At 67.4% G+C, this 15935-nt stretch carries 16 protein-coding genes; 6 read left to right on the top strand and 10 right to left on the bottom strand.

The features are described 5' to 3' along the window. Positions 1 to 518 (top strand): carboxymuconolactone decarboxylase family protein (locus A5695_RS15345; protein ID WP_068083444.1); only part of this gene is annotated, 518 nt, incomplete at its 5' end. Here the strand turns inward: A5695_RS15345 and A5695_RS15340 are convergent. Genes A5695_RS15340 through A5695_RS15315 form a run of 6 tightly spaced genes read right to left on the bottom strand, consistent with a single transcriptional unit; the run spans position 515 to position 5070 of the window. Beyond that, on the bottom strand, positions 515 to 787 hold the full coding sequence (locus A5695_RS15340; protein WP_082946120.1) for a hypothetical protein: 273 nt from the start codon (positions 785 to 787) through the stop codon (positions 515 to 517). The two genes, A5695_RS15345 and A5695_RS15340, sit on opposite strands and share 4 nt — an antisense overlap. A gap of 6 nt (positions 788 to 793) precedes the next feature. Further along, positions 794 to 2188: a dihydrolipoyl dehydrogenase gene (gene lpdA / locus A5695_RS15335; protein WP_068083438.1), complete on the bottom strand. Its 1395-nt coding sequence runs from the start codon at positions 2186 to 2188 to the stop codon at positions 794 to 796. Between the two features lie 33 nt (positions 2189 to 2221). After that, complete coding sequence (locus A5695_RS15330) at positions 2222 to 2788, bottom strand: hypothetical protein (protein ID WP_068083434.1); 567 nt, start codon at positions 2786 to 2788, stop codon at positions 2222 to 2224. Continuing rightward, a complete protein-coding gene (locus A5695_RS15325; protein WP_068083431.1) occupies positions 2781 to 3059 on the bottom strand; it encodes a putative holin in 279 nt (92 codons plus the stop codon). The genes A5695_RS15330 and A5695_RS15325 overlap by 8 nt, the downstream gene beginning before the upstream one ends. Positions 3060 to 3078: 19 nt before the next feature. Beyond that, entirely contained in the window at positions 3079 to 3546 is a 468-nt protein-coding gene (locus A5695_RS15320; protein WP_068083428.1) for a DUF779 domain-containing protein, read from the bottom strand. Further along, complete coding sequence (locus A5695_RS15315) at positions 3547 to 5070, bottom strand: aldehyde dehydrogenase family protein (RefSeq protein WP_068083488.1); 1524 nt, start codon at positions 5068 to 5070, stop codon at positions 3547 to 3549. It abuts the gene before it with no gap. A 66-nt stretch (positions 5071 to 5136) separates the two neighbouring features. Here A5695_RS15315 and A5695_RS15310 point away from each other — a divergent pair, with 66 nt between their 5' ends. Genes A5695_RS15310 through A5695_RS15295 form a run of 4 tightly spaced genes read left to right on the top strand, consistent with a single transcriptional unit; the run spans position 5137 to position 8942 of the window. Further along, on the top strand, positions 5137 to 7197 hold the full coding sequence (locus tag A5695_RS15310) for a prolyl oligopeptidase family protein (RefSeq protein WP_068083485.1): 2061 nt from the start codon (positions 5137 to 5139) through the stop codon (positions 7195 to 7197). Positions 7198 to 7207: 10 nt separating this feature from the next. Then, positions 7208 to 7519, top strand: a complete 312-nt coding sequence (locus A5695_RS15305; RefSeq protein WP_068083425.1) for a hypothetical protein — start codon at positions 7208 to 7210, stop codon at positions 7517 to 7519. A 7-nt stretch (positions 7520 to 7526) separates the two neighbouring features. Continuing rightward, complete coding sequence (locus A5695_RS15300; protein ID WP_068083422.1) at positions 7527 to 8438, top strand: crotonase/enoyl-CoA hydratase family protein; 912 nt, start codon at positions 7527 to 7529, stop codon at positions 8436 to 8438. A gap of 57 nt (positions 8439 to 8495) precedes the next feature. Then, positions 8496 to 8942 (top strand): DUF5078 domain-containing protein, encoded by a 447-nt coding sequence (locus A5695_RS15295; RefSeq protein WP_067311930.1) that lies wholly within the window; start codon positions 8496 to 8498, stop codon positions 8940 to 8942. Positions 8943 to 9021: 79 nt separating this feature from the next. Here A5695_RS15295 and A5695_RS15290 read toward each other — a convergent pair whose 3' ends face one another. The 3 genes from A5695_RS15290 to A5695_RS15280 all read right to left on the bottom strand — a co-directional run bounded on the left by A5695_RS15290 (position 9022) and on the right by A5695_RS15280 (position 13252). Further along, positions 9022 to 11952: an RND family transporter gene (locus A5695_RS15290; RefSeq protein ID WP_068083419.1), complete on the bottom strand. Its 2931-nt coding sequence runs from the start codon at positions 11950 to 11952 to the stop codon at positions 9022 to 9024. Beyond that, positions 11949 to 12497, bottom strand: coding sequence for an MmpS family transport accessory protein (locus tag A5695_RS15285; protein WP_068083416.1), 549 nt, complete (start codon positions 12495 to 12497; stop codon positions 11949 to 11951). The genes A5695_RS15290 and A5695_RS15285 overlap by 4 nt, the downstream gene beginning before the upstream one ends. Positions 12498 to 12565: 68 nt before the next feature. Beyond that, positions 12566 to 13252 (bottom strand): TetR family transcriptional regulator, encoded by a 687-nt coding sequence (locus tag A5695_RS15280; protein WP_156749668.1) that lies wholly within the window; start codon positions 13250 to 13252, stop codon positions 12566 to 12568. Positions 13253 to 13335: 83 nt separating this feature from the next. Here A5695_RS15280 and A5695_RS15275 point away from each other — a divergent pair, with 83 nt between their 5' ends. Next, positions 13336 to 15063: a cytochrome c biogenesis protein CcdA gene (locus A5695_RS15275; RefSeq protein WP_068083409.1), complete on the top strand. Its 1728-nt coding sequence runs from the start codon at positions 13336 to 13338 to the stop codon at positions 15061 to 15063. Here the strand turns inward: A5695_RS15275 and A5695_RS15270 are convergent. Continuing rightward, positions 15060 to 15929 (bottom strand): hypothetical protein, encoded by an 870-nt coding sequence (locus A5695_RS15270; protein ID WP_068083406.1) that lies wholly within the window; start codon positions 15927 to 15929, stop codon positions 15060 to 15062. The genes A5695_RS15275 and A5695_RS15270 overlap by 4 nt on opposite strands. Positions 15930 to 15935 lie beyond the last annotated feature (6 nt).

Raw genomic sequence — 15935 nt, 5'->3', positions numbered from 1 at the left:
TCAACTGGATTCTGGCGAAGTCGGCCGCGCGCACGGTCCGCGCGCGCGAGATGCACCTGTTCACCACGCTGGGCCAGAACAAGTCCCTGTTCCTGGCATGGAGCATCTACAGCGGCCGGGTGCTGCGCGGCCGCATGCCCGCGATCGACACCGAGCTGGTGATCCTGCGGGTCGCGCATCTGCGGGCGTGCGAATACGAGCTGCAGCATCATCGCCGGATGGCTGCCAAGCAGGGGCTCGATGCCGACCTACAGGCCGCCATCTTCGCCTGGCCCGAGCGTCTGGACCGCGTCGAGGCGCGCCTGACCGTGCGCCAGCAGGCGCTGCTGGCCGCGACCGACGAGTTCGTCAAGGACCGCACCATCAGCGACGCCACCTGGCAGCAGCTGGCCCAGCACCTGGACCGCCGTCAGCTCATCGAATTCTGCATGCTGGCAAGCCAATACGACGGCCTGGCCGCGACGATGTCGGCCTTGGCCATCCCGCTGGACAACCCCCGTCAGAGCGGCCCGGCTTAGAGGTAGACGTTGGCCAGGACGGCCAGCGTCAGCAGCAGCGGCGGCACCGGCAGCCCGAACCCGAACCCTGACCACGCGTATTCGCGCCGCCGCCGCAAGAATGACGCCCACATCGTGGCGCAGACCGCCAGCGCGAGCGAGGCCAGCAGCACCGTCGGGGCCCATTGGCCCACGGCCGCGTTGTCGTCGGCGATCGAAAAGGCGACCAGCCACAGGACATAGCCCGCGGCGAGGCCGCCGACGGCGCCCAGAACGATGTCGCTGCGCATGGCCATTTAGAAGTTGATCATGTGGCCGGTCAGGCCGTGGAAGCACTCCTGCAGCGCCTCGGACATGGTCGGATGGGTGTGCACGTTGCGGGCCAGCTCGGTGGCGGTCAGGTCCCACTTCTGCGCCAGCGTCAGCTCGGGCAGCAGCTCGGACACGTCGTGCCCGATCAGGTGCCCGCCCAGTAGCTCAAGGTGTTTCGCGTCGGCCACCAGCTTGACGAAGCCGGTGGGGTCGCCCAGGCCGTGCGCCTTGCCGTTGGCGGTGAACGGAAACTTGGCCACCACGACGTCGTAGCCCTCGTCGCGGGCCTGCTGCTCGGTCAGCCCGAAGCTGGCCACCTGGGGCTGGCAGAACGTCGCGCGCGGCAACATCCGGTAATCGCCCAGGGCCAAAGTCTCTGCGCCGGCGATGGTTTCGGCGGCCACCACACCCATGGCCTCGGCGACGTGGGCGAGCATCAGCTTCCCGGTGACGTCGCCGATGGCGTAGATGTGCGGCACGCTGGTGATCATGTAGTCGTTGATGCCGATGGCCTTGCGGTCGGTCAGCGCGACGCCGGTCTTCTCCAGGCCGTAGCCCTCGACGTTGGGCGCAAACCCGATGGCCTGCAACACCTTCGCGGCCTTGAGTTCCTGCGCGTTGCCGTCCTTGCTGACGGCGACGGTGACCTCGGAGCCGTTGTCGGAGATCGACTCGACCTTGGTGCCGGTGAGGATCTTGACGCCGAGCTTCTTGAACTGCTTCTCGATCTCCTTGGACACGTCGGCGTCCTCGTTGGGCAGCGCCCGCGGCAAGAACTCCACGATGGTCACGTCGACGCCGTAGTTCTTCAGCACGTAGCCGAACTCCATGCCGATCGCGCCCGCGCCGGCGATCACGATCGACTCGGGCAGCTCGCGCGAGAGGATCTGCTCCTCGTAGGTGACCACGTTGGCCGACAGCGACGTGCCGGGCACCAGCCGGGTGCTGCTGCCGGTGGCGATGATGGCGTTGTCGAACGTCACGGTGTCGGTGCCGCCGTCGTTGAGCTCGACGGACAGCGTGTTGGCGTCGGTGAACCGGCCGTACCCGTGGATCTCGGTGATCTTGTTCTTCTTCATCAGGAAGTGCACGCCCGCGACCCGGCCCTCGGCCACCTTGCGGCTGCGGTCGAAGGCGGCGCCGTAGTCGAAGGTCGCCTCGCCGTTCATCCCGAACGTCGCGGCCTCCTTGGTGAAGATGTGCACCAGTTCGGCGTTGCGCAGCAACGCCTTGGACGGGATGCAGCCGACGTTGAGGCAGACTCCGCCCCAGTACTTCGGCTCGACGACTGCGGTGTTGAGGCCAAGCTGCGCGGCGCGGATGGCTGCGACATATCCGCCAGGACCGGCCCCGAGGACGACGACGTCAAAATGGGTCACGGCCCCTACCCTAGTGGCCGCCCGGCCGGGGCGTTAATACGGAATGAGGCCGACGAGGCAGTGGCCCACCCGCGCGCAGTGGTAATAGCCGAGCAGGGGCGCCGCGGCGGCCAGGGAGGCGAAGGGTGCCGCCATCACCGCGAGCGCCAGCGCCGAGACCAGCGGCCTGCCCTCGACCATCGCGAGCAGCACGCCCGCGACGGAGCACGCCACCACGTAGACCAGCACCACGTAGCGCGCCGCGGTGGCGTCCGCCGAGTGGTACCACCAGTAGAACAGGCCGAGCCCGACGACGGCGGCCACGCACCACACACCGAAGGCGACCAGCAGTAGCTTCCACCACCTCAGATACAGGTAACGCCCGGGAACGGTGACCGGTTGCACCGGTGCGGCGGCGGATTCGGCGGCATCATCACCCTCGTCGGCGGGCGGCTCGGACGCCGCGGGCTCGTCCGGCGCGGCCGCCGGGCGCTCGCCCGTGTCCTCGTCGGAATCCGAGAAATCCGGCTTCCACGCCTGGGTGCCCGGCTCGTCGTCGTCGGAGAAGTCGGGCCTCCACGACTGGGTGCCCGGGCTCGATCCGGTGTCGTCGTCAGCCACAGGACGTCACCTGAAGGGCGACCAGGACGCCGAACCAGCCGGGGGCCACCGCCAAGGTGAACGCGCCGAGCATGGTCACCCACCTACGTCCGGAGAACAGGATCGTCACCAGCCCGGCGACGCTCGGAATCCCCACCACCAGCACGAGGGCGAAGGCCGGGCGGATGCTGCCGTGGACCGTCCCGGCGAATCCCACGCCGGCCAACAGCCCGAGGGCGGCGCCGATCAGCATGGCACCGGCCAACAACCGCGGGCGCGGGAGGGGGATCACGCCTTCGAGGTTACTGCCGTCACCGACCCGGAGGGCATGTTCGCAGGGCCGTGTCAGTCACCACCTGACCGCGGGCCGAAGGGCGTTCGCCGCGTTCGTAATCGGCGCCGGTGATGACCGGCGCGGCACGCAGCTCGGCCTGTTCCTCGTCGGTGAAGACGCGGCCGCGGGACAGGAAGCGCAGCCCTTCGGGGGCTTCCACGCTGAACCCGCCGCCGCGGCCGGGGACCACGTCGATAACCAGCTGGGTGTGCTTCCAGGCCTCGTACTGTGGGCCCGAGATCCACACCGGCACCCCGTCCCCGATGTCGAGCACGCCGAGCAACACGTCGCGGTCGCCGACCAGGAAGTCCCCGGACGGGTAGCACATCGGCGACGACCCGTCGCAGCACCCGCCGGACTGGTGGAACATCAGCGGGCCGTGCCGGTCCTGCAGGCGCGCCAGCAGTTCGGCGGCCCCGGCGGTGATGACGACACCCGGGACCATTTAGAAGAAGCCCTGCGCTTGGTCGGAGTAGGACACCATCAGGTTCTTGGTCTGCTGGTAATGGTCGAGCATCATCTTGTGGTTCTCGCGGCCGATGCCGGACTGCTTGTAGCCGCCGAACGCGGCGTGCGCGGGATACGCGTGATAGCAGTTGACCCACACCCGGCCGGCCTGGATGTCGCGGCCGGCCCGATAGGCGGTGTTTCCGTCGCGGCTCCACACCCCGGCGCCCAGCCCGTAGAGGGTGTCGTTGGCGATCGAGATCGCGTCGTCGTAGTCGGCGAACGACGTCACGGTGACGACGGGACCGAAGATCTCCTCCTGGAAGATCCGCATCTTGTTGTTGCCGGCGAAGATGGTGGGCTGCATGTAGTAGCCGCCGGACAGGTCGCCGCCCAGCTCGGCGCGCTCGCCCCCGGTGATGATCTTGGCGCCCTCGTCCTTGCCGATCTCGATGTAGGACAACACCTTTTCCAGCTGATCGTTGGAGGCCTGCGAACCGAGCATGGTCTCGGAGTCCAGCGGGTCGCCCTGCCGGATCGCCTTGGTCCGGATGGCCGCCAGCTCGAGGAACTCGTCGTAGATGTCGGACTGGATCAGGCTGCGCGACGGGCAGGTGCACACCTCGCCCTGGTTGAGGGCGAACATGGTGAAACCCTCCAGCGCCTTGTCCTGGAAGCCGTCGTTTCTGGCCATCACATCGGAGAAGAAGATGTTGGGACTCTTGCCGCCCAATTCCAGCGTGACCGGGATCAGGTTCTGCGAGGCGTACTGCATGATCAGCCGGCCGGTGGTGGTCTCCCCGGTGAACGCCACCTTGGCGATGCGGTTGCTCGATGCCAGCGGCTTGCCCGCCTCCGCTCCGAATCCGTTGACCACGTTGACCACGCCCGCCGGCAGCAGGTCGCCGATGAGCGACATCAGGTAGAGCACCGAGACCGGTGTCTGTTCGGCGGGTTTGAGCACCACGGCATTGCCGGCGGCCAGCGCCGGCGCCAGTTTCCAGGTGGCCATCAAGATCGGGAAGTTCCACGGGATGATCTGTCCGACCACCCCGAGTGGCTCGTGGAAGTGGTAGGCGACGGTGTTCTCGTCGATCTGCGACAGCGAACCCTCCTGCGCCCGGATCGCCCCGGCGAAGTAGCGGAAATGGTCCACCGCCAGCGTGATGTCGGCGCCGAGCGCCTCGCGGATCGGCTTGCCGTTGTCCCACACTTCGGCGACCGCCAGCGCGGCTTTGTTCTCCTCGATGCGGTCGGCGATCTTGTTCAGGATCAGCGCCCGTTCCGCGGGAGCGGTCTTGCCCCACGCCTTCGCCGCCCCGTGCGCGGCGTCCAGCGCCTTGTCGATGTCGGCCTCGTCCGACCGGGCCACCTCGCAGAACGGCTGGCCGGTCACCGGTGTCGGGTTTTCGAAGTAGCGCCCCCGCACCGGCGGCACCCATTGCCCGCCGATGAAGTTGTCGTAGCGGGATTCGTACGACATCAAGGCCCCAGCGGAACCTGGACGTGCGAAAACAGTCATCTGCTCGGCCCTTCGCTCGTCGGTGTAATACACCTCACACTACCGCCGGAGGCCACAATGGCGTCCATGACGTCACACGCCGCCGCCGACCGCGAAGATCCCGCCGACCCGTACCTGTGGCTCGAGGATGTCACCGGCGACGAGGCGCTGGATTGGGTGCGGGCGCGCAACGAACCGACGCTGGCGGCGTTCCGGGACGCGGAATTCGAACGGATGCGCGCCGAGGCGCTCGAGGTGCTCGACACCGACGCCCGCATCCCGTACGTGGTCCGCCGCGGGGAGTACCTGTACAACTTCTGGCGCGACGCCGCCAACCCGCGCGGCCTGTGGCGGCGCACGACGCTGGACAGCTACCGCACCGACGCCCCCGAGTGGGACGTGCTGATCGACGTCGACGAATTGGGCCGGGCCGACGACGAGAAGTGGGTGTGGGCCGGCGCCGGAGTCATCGAACCGGAATACACCCGCGCGCTGGTCGCGCTGTCCAGGGGCGGCTCGGACGCCTCGATCGTGCGCGAATTCGACATGGCGACGCGCCAATTCGTCGCCGACGGATTCGCGCTGCCGGAGGCCAAGTCGCAGGTCGCCTGGGTGGACATCGACACCGTCCTGGTCGGGACGGATTTCGGTGACGGCTCGCTGACCGACTCGGGCTACCCCCGGGTGATCAAGCGGTGGCGCCGGGGTACCGCGCTGACCGATGCGGAAACCGTGTTCTCCGGTGCCCGCACCGACGTCCGCGTGTCCGCATCGGTGGACCGCACCGCGGGGTTCGAGCGCACGCTGCTGGGCCGGGCCCTGGACTTCTGGAACGAAGAGGTCTACGAACTGCGGGGCACCGAGCTGATCCGGATCGACGCGCCCACCGACGCCAGCCTGTCGATACACCGCGAATGGCTGCTGATCGAGCTGCGCACCGACTGGTTCTACGGCGCCGACAGTTACCCGGCCGGTTCGTTGTTGGCGGCCAAGTACGACGAATTCCTCGCCGGGACGGCCCAATTGAGCGTGGTATACGAGCCCGACGAGCACACCGCGCTGAATCACTACGCGTGGACGCGCGACCGGTTGTTGATGGTTACCCTCGCCGACGTGGCCAGCCGGGTGGAGATCGTCACGCCGCCCTCGCCGTCGGGTGACGGCTGGCGGCGCGAGCCGGTCGCCGGCATCCCGGAGGCGACCAACACCGTCGTCGTCGCCGCCGACGACACCGGCGACGAGTTCTTCCTCGATTCCAGCGGATTCGTCACGCCCTCGCGGCTGATGCGCGGCACCGGCGCCGGCCCGCTCGAGCAGGTCAAGTCGGCACCTGCCTTCTTCGATTCCGAGAACCTCACGGTAGCACAGCATTTCGTGGATTCGGAGGACGGCACGGCGATCCCCTACTTCGTGGTGCGACCGGCCGACGCGCAGGGCCCGGGCCCGACCATGCTGTACGGCTACGGCGGCTTCGAATCCTCCAACACCCCCGCCTACAGCGGCGTGCTCGGCCGGCTCTGGCTGGCCCGGGGCGGCACCTACGTGCTCGCCAACATCCGCGGCGGCGGCGAATACGGCCCCCGCTGGCACACCCAGGCCATGCGCGAGAACCGGCACAAGGTGGCCGAGGACTTCGCCGCCGTGGCAACCGATTTGGTGAACCGCGGCATCACGACCGTCGACCAGCTCGGCGCGCAGGGCGGCAGCAACGGCGGCCTGCTCATGGGCATCATGCTGACCCGGTACCCCGACAGATTCGGCGCGCTGGTGTGCAGCGTCCCACTGCTGGACATGAAGCGCTACCACCTGCTGCTCGCCGGCGCCTCGTGGATGGCCGAGTACGGCGACCCGGACAACCCGCAGGATTGGGCCTTCATCTCCGAATATTCGCCGTACCAGAATATTTCGGCGACGCGTCACTACCCGCCGGTGCTGATGACAACCTCCACCCGCGACGATCGGGTGCATCCGGGCCATGCGCGCAAGATGACGGCTGCCCTCGAGGCGGCCGGCCACCCCGTCTTCTACTACGAGAACATCGAGGGCGGCCACGCCGGCGCGGCCGACAACCAGCAGGTCGCGTTCAAGTCGGCGCTGACCTACTCGTTCCTGTGGCGGATGCTGGGGGGACCGCGCTCCGGGTCATAAGATCGTCGACGTGTCCGCGACCCAACGCATCGAACTGACCCTGCTGGCGACCGGATTGATCTTCGTGCTGGTTTCGGCGGCGCAGGCGCGCTACCGGTTCATCGGCGACCGCCGGGCCGGCCGGCGGTTCTACTGGGCGACCGCGGCCATCGGCACCGTGTGCTTCGCGATCGGGACGGGCAAGGTCTGGCCCAACGCCGTCTGCGTGGCGGCGATCTTCACCGGCCTGGCCGTCATGTCGGCCTACCTGACGACGCCGTACCTCAAGATCGGTGACCGCATCTACGCGTCGTCACCGGAAAACCGCCAGCCCGACCCCTAAGGAAGCCATGCCAGGTAGCGACTTCGAGACGCTGCTGTACGCGACGTCCGGCCCGGTGGCCACGATCACGCTGAACCGTCCGGAGCAGCTCAACACCATCGTGCCGCCCATGCCCGACGAGATCGAGGCGGCCGTCGGGCTGGCGGAGCGCGACCCGGAAATCAAGGTCATCGTGCTGCGCGGCGCCGGCCGCGCCTTCTCGGGTGGCTACGACTTCGGCGGCGGCTTCCAACAGTGGGGCGAAGCCATGATGACCGACGGCCGGTGGGACCCCGGCAAGGACTTCGCGATGGTCACGGCCCGCGAGACCGCGCCGACGCAGAAATTCATGGCCATCTGGCGGGCGTCCAAGCCGGTGATCGCCCAGGTGCACGGCTGGTGCGTCGGCGGGGCCAGCGACTACGCGCTCTGCGCGGACCTGGTGATCGCCAGCGACGACGCGGTGATCGGCACCCCCTACAGCCGGATGTGGGGCGCCTACCTGAGCGGGATGTGGCTCTACCGGCTCAGCTTCGCCAAGGTCAAGTGGCATTCGTTGACCGGGCGGCCGCTGACCGGCGTTCAGGCGGCCGAGATCGAGCTGATCAACGAGGCGGTGCCGTTCGAGCGCCTCGAGGCCCGGGTCGCCGAGGTCGCCGCCGAGCTGGCCCGCATCCCGCTGTCACAGCTGCGGGCGCAGAAGCTGATCGTCAACCAGGCCTACGAGAATATGGGTCTGGCGTCCACCCAGACGCTCGGCGGCATCCTCGACGGCCTGATGCGCAACACCCCTGACGCCCTCGACTTCATCAAGACCGCCGAGACCCAGGGCGTGCGGGCGGCGGTCGAGCGCCGCGACGGCCCGTTCGGCGACTACAGCCAGGCCCCGCCGGAGCTGCGACCCGACCCCACACACGTCATCGTGCCTGATGGGCACTAATGGTGAGATGGGCTACGAAACTGTCCGCCGGCGCCGAAAAGTGTTACCGTTACAGTTATGTCTCGGCTGAACACTGGCTTGCGCGCAGGCGCCGCCTTCCTCGCCCTTGGCATCGCTGCCGCCGTCTTTCCGAAGACAGCCGTGGCCGACTCCACCGAGGATTTCCCGATTCCGCGTCGGATGATCAACACCACGTGTGACGCCGAGCAGATCATGGCGGCCACCCGGGATACCAGCCCGGTGTACTACCAGCGCTACATGATCGACTTCAACAACCACCCGAACGTCCAGCAGGCGACGATCGACAAGGTGCACTGGTTCTACTCGCTGTCGCCGGAGGACCGCCGCACCTACTCCGAGAACTTCTACAACAACGACCCGCTGTGGTACGCGTGGCCCAACCACATGAAGCTCTTCTTCAACAACAAGGGCGTTGTCGCGAAGGCCACCGACGTGTGCGCCCAATACCCGCCCGGCGACATGTCGGTGTGGAACTGGGCCTGACGCCGCCAAAAAAGTCCGCGCGCCCCGAACGGGGACGCGCGGATTTTTTTGCTTGGCGCCCGGGGCGCGCCTCGCCGGATCAGCGCGGCTGCACCAATCCGCCCGCCGGGCGCTCCTCGACGTTCTTGAGGAGCAATTCGCGCACGGCGGGACGCGGTCCGTAGGGTCGCAGCATGGTGCTGGCCGGCCGTGGACGCACGTGCTGCGGCCACCAGAACCAGCGCCCGAGCAGGGTGGCCAGCGACGGCGTCATGAACGACCGCACGATCAAGGTGTCGAACAACAGGCCCAGCGCGATCGTCGTACCCACCTGGGCCATCACCATCAGCGGGCTGAACGCGAACGTGGCCATGGTGGCGGCGAACACCAGACCGGCGGAGGTCACCACCGAGCCGGAACCGGCCATCGCGCGGATCGTCCCGGTTCTAAGCCCCGCGTGGATCTCCTCCTTGAACCGCGATATCAACAGCAAGTTGTAGTCCGAGCCGACCGCCAGCAGCAGGATGATCGCCATCGCAAGCACCATCCAGTGCAACTTCATGCCCAGGATGTACTGCCATAGGAGCACGGAGAGTCCGAACGAGGCGCCCAGTGACAGCAACACCGTACCGACGATCACAAAGGCCGCCACGACGCTTCGGGTGATCACCAGCATGATGATGAAAATCAATGTGGCTGCGGCAATTCCGGCGATCATCAGGTCGATGTTGGAGCCGTCGTGCATGTCCTTATAGGTCGCGGCGGTGCCGCCGAGGTAGACCTTGGCGCCCTCCCAGGGCGTGCCCTTGATCGCCTCGTGCACGGCCTGCTTGATCGGTTCGATGTGGTTGATGCCTTCAGGACTCGCCGGGTCGCCTTCATGGGAGATGATCAACCGGACAGCGTGCCCGTCCGGCGAGATGAACTGTTTGAGGCCCCTGGCGAAATCCGGGCTCTTGAACGCCTCCGGCGGGAGGTAGAACGTGTCGTCATTTTTCGCTTTGTCGAAGGCATCGCCCTGGGCGGTGGCGTTGTCCGACTGCGCCCTGGCCTGTTCGTTGAGCCCCATGGTGGTCGCGTAGTTCGACATGATGGTGTCGAGGTTGCGCTGCTGGCTTTCGATCTGCGGCGGTATGAGCGCCACCAGCTTCGGCTGGATCTGATCCAGCTTGTCCAGGTTCGCGCTGAGGTTCACGATGTTCTCAGCCACCTGGTCGATGCCGTCGAGCGCGTTGAAGACCGACCGGATCGCCCAGCAGGCCGGAATGTCGTAGCAGTGCCTCTCCCAGTAGAAGAAGCTGCGGAGCGGCCGCAAGAAGTCGTCGAAGTTGGCGATGTCGTCGCGCAATGCCTCGGTGATCTTCACGGTTTCTTTGGTGAGCCTGGTGGTTTCGTGCGTCGTGTTGCTGAGGTCCTGGGTCACCTGCATCTGCTCATGGAGCGTCGCCATCGTCTTGCGCAGCTCGTCAGCCTGCTTGAGCAGGTTTGCCGCCTGCTCGTCCTGATAGTGCTGCGTCTGGATGCGTCCCGCGGCTTGTGCACTCATCTGAAAACCGAGGGTGCTGTGGTCGAGCGGCGTCCCTAACGGCCGGGTGATGGTCTGCACCCGGCCGATACCGGGGATGTGGAAGACCGCCTTGGCAACCTTGTCCAGGACCAGGAAATCGGCGGGGTTACGCAGGTCGTGATCGGTCTCGATCATCAACAGCTCAGGATTGAGCCGAGCCTGGTCGAAGTGCCGGTCCGCGGCGGCATAACCGACATTGGCCGGGGTATCCGCCGGCAGGAAGTGGCGGTTGTCGTAGTCCGTCTTGTAGCCGGGCAGGGCGAGCAGACCCACCAATGCAATCCCGATGGTCACCGCGAGAACCGGCGCCGGCCAGCGGACGACCGCGGTCCCGATGCGACGCCAGCCCCGGGTCTGCAGCTTGCGCTTCGGATCCATCAGCTTGAAGAACGAAGCCACCGTCAACATCGCCGGAGCCAACGTCAAAGCCGCCAACACCGCGACCAGCATGCCGACCGCGCACGGCACCCCAAGCGACTGGAAGTACGGCAGCCGGCAGAAGCTCAGGCAGTACATCGCGCCCGCGATGGTCAGGCCCGATCCCAGCACGACGTGCGCGGTGCTGTGAAACATGGTGTAGAACGCTTGTTCGCGGGTCTCGCCCAAACCGCGGGCCTCGTGGTAGCGGCCGACCACGAAGATCGCGTAATCCGTCCCGGCGGCTATCGCCATCAGCACCAGCATGTTGTTGGCGAAGGTCGACAGCCCCATGACGCCGTAGTTACCGAGCGTCGCGACAACACCGCGGGCCGCCGCCAGCTCGATGAACACCATGGCCAGCATGATCAGAACGATGCTGATCTTCCGGTAGACGATCAGCAGCATCACTATGATCACCAAAAACGTGATAAGAGTGACGACCGCGACGCCCTTTTCACCCGCGTGGGACTGGTCGGCGAACAGCGGACCCGCGCCGGTCACATACGCCTTGATTCCCGGCGGCGCCGGCACCGAATCCACGATCTTGCGCACGGCCAGAGCAGACTCGTTCGCCAGGCCGCCGCCCATGTTGCCGGCGAGGTAGACCTGGACGTACGCGGCCTTCTGATCGTGGCTCTGGGAACCCGCCGCCGTCAGCGGATCACTCCAGAAGTCCTGGACGTGCTGGACGTGTTTCTTGTCTTGCTCGACGCGCCTGACGATCTCGTCGTAATACTTGTGGGCTTCTGCCCCGAGTGGCTTGTCGCCCTCCAGCAAGATCATGGCCGAGTTGTCGGAGTCGAACTCCTTGAACGTCGATCCGACCTTCATCATCGACTGAAAGGACGCCGCGGCGGTCGGACTCATCGACACCGAGTGGGTTTTGGCGACGACCTCCAGCTGCGGTGCCACGGTGTTGGTGACGAACACGATGCCCAACCACACCAAGACGATCGGCAACGCGAGCCGATGGATCATCCGCGGCAGGAAGGGCGGGATCAGCGGCTGATCGACGCGCGGCGGGGCCGCGCCCGGCTCGCTCATGCGGACTTGTCCAGGCAGTAGACGAACGGGTTCACGGTTTCGTTGGAATCCGAGCGATTCGGAGCCTTGATGACGTCACCGTGCCCGTCGTGGTTGTTCACCACGAATCGGCAGGCGATCCAACTACCGTCTCCTTGCGCCACCAGGTTCGCCGGGATGCCGGGCTTGGTAGAACTCAACACGATGCTCCAGGGCAAGGGCACGTTGAGGGCCTGCTGCGGATGGGAGTTTTCGTCGAGGTAGTTGATGGTTGCCGTGCTGCCCGGTGAACCCCAGACCTCGAGCGTGATCGTCTTGGCGTTGAACTGGTCTAGGACCTCGCCCGAGGTACCACCACCGAACGAACCCTTGTGAACGCCGAAGACGCCGTGCAATCGGTATACGACGAATCCCGACAGCGCGACGACGGCTGCGATCGTGAGCACCAACCAGAAGCGGCCCAACAGCCCCTTTTTCTTGCCGCGCCGCCGAGCGACGTTGTTGCCCTCGCCGCCGGCGGAGCTCTGCTCCTCCAGCGGCTCCGTCCTTGGCTCAGTCGTCGTCATGGGCACTCCAAGTCCTTCCCGTCTTCCACCGGTCGCCAAGCCACGGCCCCCCGGCCTCCCCTCCGCGTTCATTGCAATCCCGAGATGAGCCCGACGCACGTGGCGGTCAGCAAGCGAGTGAGGGCGGAAGCGAAGTCCAGATTCCATTCGGGCGGCACCACTTCCGGCTCCTCGGCATAGGCGTCGGTGAGGCGCTCCGGCGGGTTGGCCACCTGCCACAGCGTGGCCGCCAGCGAGTAGGCGGCCAACAGGATGTCCAGTGCACCCGGGCGACCGAGTGCCGGCAATGCGGACTCGATCGAGTCGGCGAGCGAGAGGGTTGCGGCGGTGCTGATCCGCTTGACTTCGATCACCCGCTCGGCGTCCACCTCGTGTTCGAGGTGCAGGTGCAGGTTGGCCAGCAGGTCGCAGAACAGCGGGTCCTCGGCCAGGGCGTTGGCCAGCGTCTCGGCGATTTGCGACGGCGACTTGGGGCCCGGCTCGGCCAGCTTCTCCGACACCGTGTTGGACCAGCGCACCCAGCCCTCGGCGGAGAGGTGCAGCAGCACTTCCTTGTGCGAGGTGAAGTAGCGACGGACGGCGGAGTAGTGAATGCCGGCCCGGCTGGCGACGGCGGTCAACGTGACCGAGGCGACGCCAGTCTCGAGCGCCAGAGAACGCGCGGCCTCCACGAGCGCCTCCGCACGTTGGCGCTTCTTTTCCTCGGTGCGGGCGCGTTGGAAGGTTAACTGCGCCACCGATGGAGCGTAACGCACGTTGTGTGATTTGTATAACGCACGGGACGTGATTTGTTCTCGGCCACCTGAACCGTTCGGGACAGGTAGAGGTTTAAGTAACTATGCACACCATCGCGCTGATCGGATTCCTCGGCGGACTCATCACCGGGATCTCGCCCTGCATCCTGCCGGTGCTTCCGGTGATCCTGCTGTCCGGCGCGAGCGGCTCACGCGGTATCAGCTCGGCCGCCCGGCCATACCTGCTGATCGCGGGCCTGGTGTGCAGCTTCTCGGTGGCCACGCTGATCGGCTCGGCGCTGCTGACCGCGCTGCACCTGCCACAGGACGCCATCAGGTGGGTGGCCCTCGTGGTGCTGGTGCTGATCGGAGTGGGGCTGATCTTTCCGCCGCTACAGCACCTGATCGAGCGGCCGTTCGCCTACCTGCCCCAGCGTCAAATCGGGCCCAATGCCGACGGTTTCGGGCTGGGCCTGACGCTGGGCGCGTTGTATGTGCCCTGCGCCGGTCCGGTGCTCGCCGCGATCGTCATAGCCGGCGGCACGCAGTCGATCGGGGCCGGCGCGCTGGTGCTGACCGGCGCCTTCGCCCTGGGCAACGCAGCGCCGCTGCTGGCGTTCGCGCTGGCGGGGCGGCGGGTCGCCGAACGCGTCGCCGCGTTCCGCCGCCGCCAGCGCGTGATACAGGTCGCCGGCGGCATCATGATGATCGTGCTGGCCGCCGCGCTGGTCTTCAACCTGCCGGCGATGCTGCAACGCGCCATCCCCGACTACACGACGGCGATGCAGAACAAGATCGGCGCCGACGACATCCAGCGCACGCTCAACGCCGGCCCGGCGATGCCGCCCCCGCCCGGCGCCAGCGGCCTGCAACTCAGCACGGCCGGGGTCAGCGCCAACGGCGCGCTGACCGACTGCATGGATGGCGCCCCCCAGTTGCAGCAGTGCGGCCCCGCACCCGACATCGCCGGCATTTCCGGGTGGCTCAACACCCCGGACGGCAGACCGCTGGATCCTGCGGCGGTACGGGGCAAGGTGGTGCTGATCGACTTCTGGGCGTACTCGTGCATCAACTGCCAGCGCGCCATCCCGCACGTAATCGATTGGTACAACCGGTATCACGACGCCGGGTTCGTCGCCATCGGGGTGCACACCCCCGAGTACGCCTTCGAACGGGTACCGGCCAACGTGGCCAGCGGCGCCGCCGCGCTGCACATCCCCTACCCCGTCGCCCTGGACAACGGCTACACCACCTGGAACAACTACCAAAACCTCTACTGGCCGGCCGAATATCTGATCGACGCGAACGGGCAGGTGCGGCACACGAAGTTCGGTGAGGGCGACTACGACGGTGCCGAGAAGCTGATCCGCGAGTTGCTCGTGGACGCCCACCCCGACGCCCGGCTGCCCGGTCCGACGCATTCGCCGGACACCACACCGCAGACCCGGCTCACGCCCGAGACGTACCTGGGTGTCGATCGGGCCCGAAACTACGGCGGCACAGGCGATTACAAGTCGGGAGCGTTCGAATATCCGCCGCAGCTGGCCGGCGACAGGTTCGCGCTGCGCGGCCGGTGGCAGCTGGACGACCAGGGCGCCACCGCCGGCAGCGACGACGCCGGCATCCGGCTGAGCTACACGGCCAGGGACGTCTACGTCGTCGTCGGTGGCACGGGCACCCTGACCGTGTCCCGGGACGGCAAGACGACGACGACCGCGATCGGCGGGCCACCGATGCTGCACCCGATCGTGGCCGATGAGGCAGCGCGCAGCGACCAGCTCGAGCTGGGGGTCAGCCCTGGGCTGCAAGTGTTTTCGTTCACCTTCGGCTAGCCGGCCGGCTTCTTTCGCAGGCTGCCCAACATCGCGAGGAGCACACCGCCGATCACCAGCGCGACGCCCACGAGCAACGTGAGGTTGAGCCATTCGTGCAGGCCGGCCTCCGCGTGGCCGACCATCACCTCGGCGATGCGGCGGATGTTGTCGGTGGTGCGGTTGAGCGCGTCGCCGACGTGCCGACCGGCGATCTCGATGCCCGCCCAGCCGGCGGCTCCGACCAGCAGCGCGGAGACCCCGAGGCTGGTGAGCGCCTTGCCGCGGCGGCGCGCGGCGGCGAGCGTGAGCACGGCGCAGACGACGCTGAGGGCGACCGCGCCGACGCTCACCCACGGACCCCAGGTGGCCAGCGGGCTCAGCCGCCCCGGCCGCAGCGCCCCGTGGGCCGAGGGCGCCGATGCCGTCAACGGAACCGTCAGCGTCGCAGGCACTTTCACGTTGTGGCGGCTCAGTATCCGCTGCATCGAGGCGTCCTTGAGCATCGGCGCCACGTCGATCGCCCATGACTCGCCGGCGTCGCCGGCGGTGAACAACCACCGGTGCGCCGCCCGGTTCGCCTGGGCGAACAGCGCCGGAAAGGCAGGCCCGGCCGTGAACGCGACGGCGGCCAGGTGCACCTCGGCGCCCTCGACCGGCTGGCGGCCGCCGTTGTGCTCCGCGATGAGGGCCATCGCGCGGTCGGACAGTTCGTCCGCGGCGGCGGACTGCAGGGCGGGGTCGCCGGCGGCCCGCTGGGCCAGCGCGACGTAGCCGCCCTCGCTGACGACGTTGCACTGCAGCCACGCCGCCGGGATGGCCACGGCCAGCGCGACGGTGGTGGCCAGCCACAGCGCCGCCCGTAAAACGGCAGCCACGATTCGCACGCCGGG

This window comes from Mycobacterium sp. E1747 (genome assembly GCF_001667775.1).
In the GTDB taxonomy this organism is placed as follows: domain Bacteria; phylum Actinomycetota; class Actinomycetes; order Mycobacteriales; family Mycobacteriaceae; genus Mycobacterium.
This window is presented reverse-complemented; position numbering and strand designations above follow the sequence as displayed.

Coding starts and splice junctions, on each gene's coding strand:
- A5695_RS15295 (WP_067311930.1), top strand. CDS start 8,496: ATGTCTCGGCTGAACACTGGCTTGCGCGCAGGCGCCGCCTTCCTCGCC.
- A5695_RS15320 (WP_068083428.1), bottom strand. CDS start 3,546: ATGGTCCCGGGTGTCGTCATCACCGCCGGGGCCGCCGAACTGCTGGCG.
- A5695_RS15275 (WP_068083409.1), top strand. CDS start 13,336: ATGCACACCATCGCGCTGATCGGATTCCTCGGCGGACTCATCACCGGG.
- A5695_RS15285 (WP_068083416.1), bottom strand. CDS start 12,497: ATGACGACGACTGAGCCAAGGACGGAGCCGCTGGAGGAGCAGAGCTCC.
- A5695_RS15340 (WP_082946120.1), bottom strand. CDS start 787: ATGCGCAGCGACATCGTTCTGGGCGCCGTCGGCGGCCTCGCCGCGGGC.
- A5695_RS15315 (WP_068083488.1), bottom strand. CDS start 5,070: ATGACTGTTTTCGCACGTCCAGGTTCCGCTGGGGCCTTGATGTCGTAC.
- A5695_RS15310 (WP_068083485.1), top strand. CDS start 5,137: ATGACGTCACACGCCGCCGCCGACCGCGAAGATCCCGCCGACCCGTAC.
- A5695_RS15300 (WP_068083422.1), top strand. CDS start 7,527: ATGCCAGGTAGCGACTTCGAGACGCTGCTGTACGCGACGTCCGGCCCG.
- A5695_RS15290 (WP_068083419.1), bottom strand. CDS start 11,952: ATGAGCGAGCCGGGCGCGGCCCCGCCGCGCGTCGATCAGCCGCTGATC.